This window comes from Sulfolobales archaeon (assembly GCA_038881635.1).
GTDB lineage: Archaea > Thermoproteota > Thermoprotei_A > Sulfolobales > AG1 > WYEN01.
The window spans coordinates 33,944-41,814 of record JAVZPJ010000011.1 but is presented as its reverse complement, the minus strand read 5'-3'; the positions used below and the strand labels follow the sequence as shown (position 1 = coordinate 41,814).

Genomic DNA, 7,871 nt, shown 5'->3' with positions numbered 1-7,871 from the left:
TGAAGCAATAAGAAAAGACTGAAAGTTAAGATAGTCTTTTCAGGCGTAATTCATACTATGATAATCTCTTCTTCGAAACAATAAGAAAAGACTGAAAGCTCTATGTATGGGACTGGAGAAGAATCATGGGATCTATCATGAGCCCGTGAAGCAATAAGAAAGGACTGAAAGGAAGGGTACTTGTCCGGGTTTCTTATTATATCCGAAGTAATAGGAAAAGACTGGAAATATAAGCTTTGGAAAATATTATATGGATTGGTAGTCCATATATGAGATCTAGAGATCTGATCCTTGTGACAATCCTAGTGATAGTAGCTCTGCTAGCAGGAATCCTAGTAGGACCTTATCTAGGAGCTACACAATCTCCACAGTATACCACGCTCTACACCCCCATATACAGGACTCAAATAGTTACAGAGACTAGAACAGAGATAGTGACAACTCCTCTCTATCAGGTTCAGACCACGACCATAGTTCAGACCTACGTATCTGAGTGGCCTTTGAGGATCACAGATGCTCTAGGTAGAGAGGTTGTTATCGATAAGCCTCCGACAAGGATTGTCTCTACAGCTCCAAGTATTACAGAGATCCTAGGTTTTCTAGGGTTGGTCGACAAGATCGTTGGTGTTGATAGCTATTCTAACTATCCTCCAGAGGTTCTAGAGCTTGTTAAGGCTGGTAGGATAGCCGTAGTTGGAGGTCCTTGGACTCTTGATGTTGAAAAGATAATAGGGTTGAAACCTGATATAGTGTTCATGTGCAGAGGAGTGACTCCTCAGGAGACTAGTTTCGCTCCAAAGCTTGAGAGCGTAGGTGTGAAAACATTCTTTCTAAGATGCGACCTGGCAAGAGATCAGTATGATCTGTATGAGGATATAAGAGCGATCGGAATAATAGCAGGAGTAAGAGATGCCGCAGCAAATCTCATAGAAAGGATCCAGGCTAATATATCGAGTGTTCAGGCTAAGATAGCAAGTGCTAATGCGAGTAGGGTGAGAGTTCTAATACTCATAGGACCTCCAACATGGGGTTTGTGGACGGGTGGAGGAGATACTTTCATGGGATGGCTTATAAGAACTGCGGGAGGATCTAACATAGCTGATAGATTCAGAGGCTGGGTTCAGTTAAGCTATGAAGACGTGCTTCAAGCAGATCCTCAGGTTATCATAGTGCTAGCCCATGGAGGTGCTGAGACAGTGAACGATATAAAGAATAGCTTGGCGAATTCTCCGATAACTAGAACAACTGCTTGGAAGAATGGAGATGTATACGTTATAACAGGTGTGGTTGCAGACACATTCCAGAGACCTAGCCCCAGGCTTGTTGACGCTCTAAATATTCTTGCTAAGATACTTCATCCAGAGATTTTCGGAAGATTTGAGAGTGCTGATGTTATAAAGATCCTGCTCATCGCTAGAATCATTTTAGTAGGAGTGGTTTAATCGTGATGACTCTAGAGATCGTGAGATCTAAAATAGTTAGATTTTTTATATACATTCTGCTCCTCACGATCTTGATCTTCATATCTCTTCTCATATCGATCTCCATAGGATCCTCTGGAGTGAATTTTAGAGATATCATGAATCTCTTAATCAGCAGATCCTCAGATGAGAATAGGATCTTGTCATCAATACTAGATCTAAGACTTGTGAGAAGTTTAACAGCTCTACTAGTAGGAGCATCTCTAGCACTCTCAGGACTTCTTATTCAAGCTGTATCTAGAAATCCTCTCGCAGATCCATATATATTCGGATTATCAACATCTTCATTATCATTCCTAGCTCTAGGACTTATAATAGCATTACAGCTAGACTCAGGTCTTGCCTATAACAAGTATTATATGATTTCTATAGCTTTTCTAGGAGCTTTCTCAGGCTATATCATGACCTTGATCCTCAGTAGATTCGCTGGAGGAGGAGCTCTTTCAATGGTTCTCGCAGGTGTTGCCGTTTCATCATTCTTTGCATCTCTCTCTAGCATTCTCCTCTACATTCTTCAGAGTATGACGAGATCTCCTTTCATATATCTTCTCACAGGATTCTTTGAAGCGGTTTCGTGGAGAGATGTAGGCTATCTGGCGTACTCGCTCGCTATATGCTTTATAGCATCTATGATTCTCTTCAAGCATCTTAACGCCTATCTATATGGGGATGAGTATTCTATGAGCGTGGGTTTTAACCCTTCTACGACTAGGGTGGTAGCATCTCTAGTAGCCGCGCTAGCTACTGCAACTACTATTGCTATTGTTGGTGTGATAGGTTTCATAGGTATAGCCTCGCCTCATATAGCTAGAGCTCTCGTGGGATCTGATCATAAGTATACTATTGTTATATCAATCCTCGTAGGAGGTCTTCTAGTTCTTCTAGCAGATGTTCTATCTAGAGTCATAGGTGTGGTTCTTATGATAGGTTCTATTCCTACAGGCTTCATAACAGCTTTGATAGGATCTCCTTTTCTAGCTTATATTGTTATTAGAAGGATGAGATCATGAGAATCATTGTAGACGGTATTGAGATCTGGTATAAATCTATCCAGGCTCTCAGAAACGTATCTCTAGAAGCTAGGTCTGGGGAGGCTGTATTTATAATAGGACCTAACGGCTCTGGAAAGACAACTCTTCTCAAAACAATAGCATCTATTGTGAAGCCTAGGAGAGGTGCTGTCTATATCGATGGGAAAGCTCTAGAGAGATATAGTCTTAGAGAGCTTAGTAGGATCACGGCGTATGTGGATCCTCACATATCAAGTTCTATACCTTCAACAGTGCTAGAATTTCTAGAGACAGCTAGATACCCGCATCAGAAAGCTCTAGATCTAAAGCCTAGTGAGAGAGATATAGAGGTTATAGACAGGATCTCTAGAGAGGTTAATATAAGACATCTACTTAATAGAAAGCTTAACGAGCTTAGTAGTGGAGAGTTTCAGAGAGTACTCATAGCAAGAGCTCTAGTGCAAGAACCTAGGATACTACTTCTAGACGAGCCATCAGCATTTCTAGATATAAGATATAGAATGGAGACTCTAGATCTTGTTAGAAGAATGTGTAGAGAGAGAGATCTAATAGCTTTAATAGCTATACACGATCTCTATCTTGCATCGCTTTATGCTGATAAGATTATAATGCTCTCAGAAGGTTTAATAGTAGCATCAGGAGATCCCGGTGATGTTCTCAGGAGAGAACTCATTGAAAAGATCTATGGTGTTAACGTGGTGGAGCTATCCTTCAATGGTAGAAGAATTGTAATACCCTATAAAAGCTCCTAGAACTCTACACAGATATTTGCATCAGATCTTTCTACAAGTTCTCAGAAGACGATTCATATATACATGTATCCCTCTGATATAATTATGATTCTAAGATCTTTTCATCTATTCCTCTTCTTAGCTGAGATGAACATGCTATCAGCATCATCCTCTGAAGAAAGAATCTTATACATGTACTTCCTAGGATCCCAGCTAGCCCAGACCACCTCATCAATCTCGAAATCAGTCTTATCTAGAATTCTGAAGATCTCTTCTCTCCCATAGATAGGATATGAAGCATCTTCAACACCTACAAGCTCTCCCCTGCTGTTAACCACTTCAACTCTGTACTCATAGAAAAACCCACCATCAATCTTTCTATAAATACTCTTCCTCAGAAGAGCTGAGTAGATCTCGCCGTCAAATCTTACATCGACTTTCTCAGGTTCTTCATATGTTGAGAAATTATAATCAAATATGAAGACTCCTCCAATCCTTAGATTCTCCCATATATTTCTAAGAGCCTTGATCATCTTCTCTCTATCGAATAATATCATGGTAGCCATAGAATACCCTCCCTCGAAGAGATCTATGAAACCTCCTCTGAGAATATCATAGTACTTGAAAGGAAGTTTTCTAGCCATTCCAATCCTCCAATCTCTCACATCTGTTAAGAGGATTTCAAAACCTTCTTTAGAGAGGAGATACCCATGTCTTCCAACACCGCATCCGAATTCGATAACTTTTCTCGCATTATTCTTCTTGAGAAGTCTAGATATGATAGATACCTCAACTCTAACTCTTCTCCAGGGCACGTATAGCTTTGCATAGATTTCTTTGGGGATCTCGGTAGACCACTCCAATATACTCCCATTTTTATGTGTGAAGATATTCAGGCTTTTAAATCTGTACATGCTTTAGATAAATATGATCATGCTAGTATTATTCCTGAGATATAGGATTTAAAAAGATCTTTTGAAGAACACGAGAAATATAATCTTGTCAGGATCTCTTCTTAAGCTCTTCTAGAATCCTTTCTACCTCATCATACTCAGGCTCTAGTCTAGGATCTTCAGCAACCCACTTATATCTTACAAACCCCTCGGGATCTAGAATGAAGACAGCTCTCTTAGCAAGCCTTCTCAATCCAAGCCCGAGAAGATCTGGAAGAACAACGTCGTACTTCTCTATAACCTCTCGATTGAAATCGCTTAGAAGAGTGAAGTTAAGCTTGTTTAAATCTTTGAAAGCCTTCAGAGAGAATGGACTGTCAACACTGACTGCTATAACCTCAGCATCTAATCTATTAAAACTCGCCATCTTATCTCTGAATGTGCAAAGTTCTTTAGTACATACCGAGGTGAAAGCTCCTGGGAAGAATAGTAGGACTACAAATCTTCTCTTTGATAGGAACTCTGACAGAGATCTCAATTTAAGATCTGTGTCTAGTAGACTGAATTCAGGTGCTTTTTCTCCTACTTCAACCAATTATATCACTATCTATAAAATCTAATTAAAGATAAAAGCTCGTGCTTACTCTATCATCACGGTTTTTAAGCTTGATACTCTGTTCTAGAAACTGCTCTGTATTCTCAGATCTTTTATGTGTTAAAATGTAAATAAACTTATTTACATAATTATAAGCTCGTATTTATAAGAAGACATTCTCTCATATATATGGGTTGTCTTTAATGAATGTAAACAGTAGAGATATACATATGCCCATGAGATCCTGGAGATCTTCTCAAGGTTTGAGTAGGATGAGTATGATCAGAATTATATCCGTTATAGTGGTGCTAGTGCTAGTGCTATCTATAACACTAGCATATCTTTATATGAGAAATCTCTCTAGCGGGGAGCATTCTATTAGTACTCCTATAAACACTACTACTGAGATCAATATGACAAGGTCTTACAATCTTCTAGTTTATTCTGCGCCTGTCTTCTCAAAATTCTTAGAACACGTGATCCCTATCTTCAAGAACTGGTCAGCTGAGAAAGGTTATGCTATAGAGATTCAGGTAGTCTATGGAGGCACAGGATCTCTTATTAATAGAGTTATGATCAGCAGACAAGGTGATGTCATGCTCTTCGCTGATTCGGATTTCGCCAAGAGAGCTCTAGACCTAGGCCTGATATACAGAGACACAATCCGTCCTCTAGGCTGGCAGGTTATAGCGGTTCTAGTACCCTTAGATAATCCAGGGAATGTGACGAGCGTATATGATCTTGTGAAGCCAGGACTTAGAGTTGCTATATCAGATCCAGAGACTACTCCAGCTGGCAATGTATCTATAGAGATCTTGAAGAAGCTAGGCTTATACGACTCTCTAAAGGATAGACTGATAATACTCCCAGACCAGTCTTACGTAGCTAGACAGCTCTCTCTAAAAGCCGTGGATGCCGGACTTGGCTGGAACAGCTTCTACTACTGGTATCCTGGTAGTCTGAAGATCATATGGCTTAAACAAGAAGATCTTCTCTACAGCGCCTGCCAGGTTGCAGCTGTTCTAAATACAACGAGTAATCCTGAGATAGCTAGGATGTTCGTAGATTTTCTAGCAGATTATCTGAGGAGTAACAGGGAGTGGGCTGTAGAGAATGGATTTATAATTGACGCGTATACTCTAAGAAGAATCACTCCATATACTAGCATACCCTCTGATAAGGCAGGCATGTGCGGAGGAATCGGTTAGATGCGGTTTTCAAGTTTTATAGAAGCTCAGGGGATAGTGTTCTATCTAGTTCTAATCCTAGGATTAGTTCTGATAATCTCCTACATGATATGGAGTTTTCAATTCTTCACCTTGGATGTGGTCTACAGAGAGGAGGTTAGGCTCAGCATCTACCTATCACTCTATACATCAGCTATATCAACTTCTGTAGCTCTCCTACTAGGATTGTTAATAGGGTATCATCTGGTTGAGAGGAGGAGTGGTTTGCAAGAGTATTCTCTGGTGCTTATAATGCTTCCAAACGCTCTATCTCCAGCAGCTATAGGCTTGATACTTCTCATATTCTTCACTCAGACTCCTCTAGGAGAACTCGTCAACAGATATCTGCAGATCGTGAATGATCCTAAGGGTATCCTGCTGGCTCAGACAATAGTAGCACTACCTCTGAGTGTTGGAAGTAGCATGATGATACTTCAGACTATAAACCCTGGATACTGGGAGACAGCTCTCACACTGGGTTTCAGAAGATTAGAGGCTTTATTCCGTCTTATAATACCTATGCTCGGTAAACAGTTCATGTTATCAGCTGTCGTGATATTTACAAGAGTATTAGGAGAATTCGGCGCTTCATACATACTGGGAGGAGGTATAAGATTGAGAACTGAAACTCTTCCAATAATGCTTTTCTACGCTAATAACTATGGAGATCTCAGGATCCTATCAACAGTTCTCACAATATATCTCCTCTCAGCACTCGCCATCATAGCTTTCTCATATAGTATAACCAGAGAGGTTGGCAGAGTTGCTGGAGGTTAGAGGTGTTAGAAAGAGTTTTAAGAATAGAGTTGTTCTAGATGGTGTGAGTTTCAGCCTTGGTGAGGGCGAGATCGGGCTGCTTCTAGGAGCTAATGGAAGTGGTAAGACTACTACGCTCAAGATAGTAGCAGGTCTTATAAACCCTGAAGAAGGTGAGATCTTGATTGGTGGTAGAGTTGTGCTTAGAAAAACAGGGGAGAGGAATCAAGAGATCATAGTTCCTCCATGGGATAGGAATATAGCCTACATACCCTCTGATAGTATTTTATTCGATCATCTGAGTGTCTATGATAACATAGCTCTAGGTCTTAAGAAGAAAGGTTTGAGAGGGAGAGAACTTGATGAGAGAGTTAGAGAGGCTATAGAAATACTCGAGCTAGAGAATTATATGAGAGCTAGACCTAGAGAACTTAGTCAGGGTCTTAGACAGAGAACTGCTATAGCAAGAGCTCTTGCTCTCGGTTCTCGTCTTCTTCTAATGGACGAGCCTTTCTCGAATATAGATCCTGAGACGAGACTTAGGGTAAGGATCGAGATTAAAACTCTTCTTAGAAAACTTAAGATCACTACTCTCATAGCCTCAAACTATGTGGAGGATGCGCTGGTGTTTAAAGAGAAGATCTTGGTTTTAGAAAAAGGCTTGATCTCATATCAAGGACCTTTCTCTGAAGAGAGTTGTAGAAGCTCTATATTTCTCTCTAAAGCTTTAGGATACAATGTTCTACCTGTTAGAGGTTTTAGAAGGATAGATGATAACATGATAGCCGTAACAGATCTAGGAGATCTTGTTGTGAGAGGAGTTGTAGATCCTGATAGCAGTTGTTTTATTATAATACCTCCGAAGGCTGTAGAGATATGGAGAGATAAGAAGAATGCGGCGAATGTGATTCGATGCGAGGATGTTGAAGAAGGTGTCACACCACTTGGCAGAGTTTTATACTGCTATACTGGGGGGATGGTGCTAGCGTTATCATCTGATTATGATATGATTAGATCCTTGAATGAGATCATGATCTTCATACCGCCTGAGAGAATCGAGATCAAATGCTCTAATCCTGAGTCGAATAGGGATCTTCAGAAGTAGAAGTATGAGAAAAACACTCTTTAAACCCCTCTCAGAAGAGCATTAGCCTATTT

Annotated in this window: 8 protein-coding genes; 6 read left to right on the top strand and 2 right to left on the bottom strand. The window is 40.3% G+C overall.

Annotated elements, in window-relative coordinates:
- The first annotated feature begins 269 nt into the window (after positions 1–269).
- The 3 genes from QXS89_06685 to QXS89_06675 are packed head-to-tail and all read left to right on the top strand — an operon-like array spanning position 270 to position 3,264.
- Positions 270–1,442: an ABC transporter substrate-binding protein gene (locus QXS89_06685; GenBank protein ID MEM3831864.1), complete on the top strand. Its 1,173-nt coding sequence runs from the start codon at positions 270–272 to the stop codon at positions 1,440–1,442.
- Between the two features lie 5 nt (positions 1,443–1,447).
- Positions 1,448–2,491: an iron ABC transporter permease gene (locus tag QXS89_06680; protein ID MEM3831863.1), complete on the top strand. Its 1,044-nt coding sequence runs from the start codon at positions 1,448–1,450 to the stop codon at positions 2,489–2,491.
- Positions 2,488–3,264 (top strand): ABC transporter ATP-binding protein, encoded by a 777-nt coding sequence (locus QXS89_06675; GenBank protein MEM3831862.1) that lies wholly within the window; start codon positions 2,488–2,490, stop codon positions 3,262–3,264. Before QXS89_06680 ends, QXS89_06675 begins: the two co-directional genes overlap by 4 nt.
- A 101-nt stretch (positions 3,265–3,365) precedes the next feature.
- Here QXS89_06675 and QXS89_06670 read toward each other — a convergent pair whose 3' ends face one another.
- Positions 3,366–4,106: a hypothetical protein gene (locus QXS89_06670; protein ID MEM3831861.1), complete on the bottom strand. Its 741-nt coding sequence runs from the start codon at positions 4,104–4,106 to the stop codon at positions 3,366–3,368.
- Between the two features lie 139 nt (positions 4,107–4,245).
- Complete coding sequence (locus QXS89_06665; protein MEM3831860.1) at positions 4,246–4,731, bottom strand: peroxiredoxin; 486 nt, start codon at positions 4,729–4,731, stop codon at positions 4,246–4,248.
- Positions 4,732–4,934: 203 nt separating this feature from the next.
- Here QXS89_06665 and QXS89_06660 point away from each other — a divergent pair, with 203 nt between their 5' ends.
- From QXS89_06660 to QXS89_06650, 3 genes are read left to right on the top strand one after another with little or no spacing between them, the layout of a single operon-like run.
- Positions 4,935–5,939, top strand: coding sequence for a substrate-binding domain-containing protein (locus tag QXS89_06660; protein MEM3831859.1), 1,005 nt, complete (start codon positions 4,935–4,937; stop codon positions 5,937–5,939).
- On the top strand, positions 5,940–6,734 hold the full coding sequence (locus tag QXS89_06655) for an ABC transporter permease subunit (protein ID MEM3831858.1): 795 nt from the start codon (positions 5,940–5,942) through the stop codon (positions 6,732–6,734). It begins immediately after the preceding gene.
- Entirely contained in the window at positions 6,712–7,818 is a 1,107-nt protein-coding gene (locus tag QXS89_06650) for an ATP-binding cassette domain-containing protein (GenBank protein MEM3831857.1), read from the top strand. Before QXS89_06655 ends, QXS89_06650 begins: the two co-directional genes overlap by 23 nt.
- The last annotated feature ends 53 nt before the right edge of the window (positions 7,819–7,871 follow it).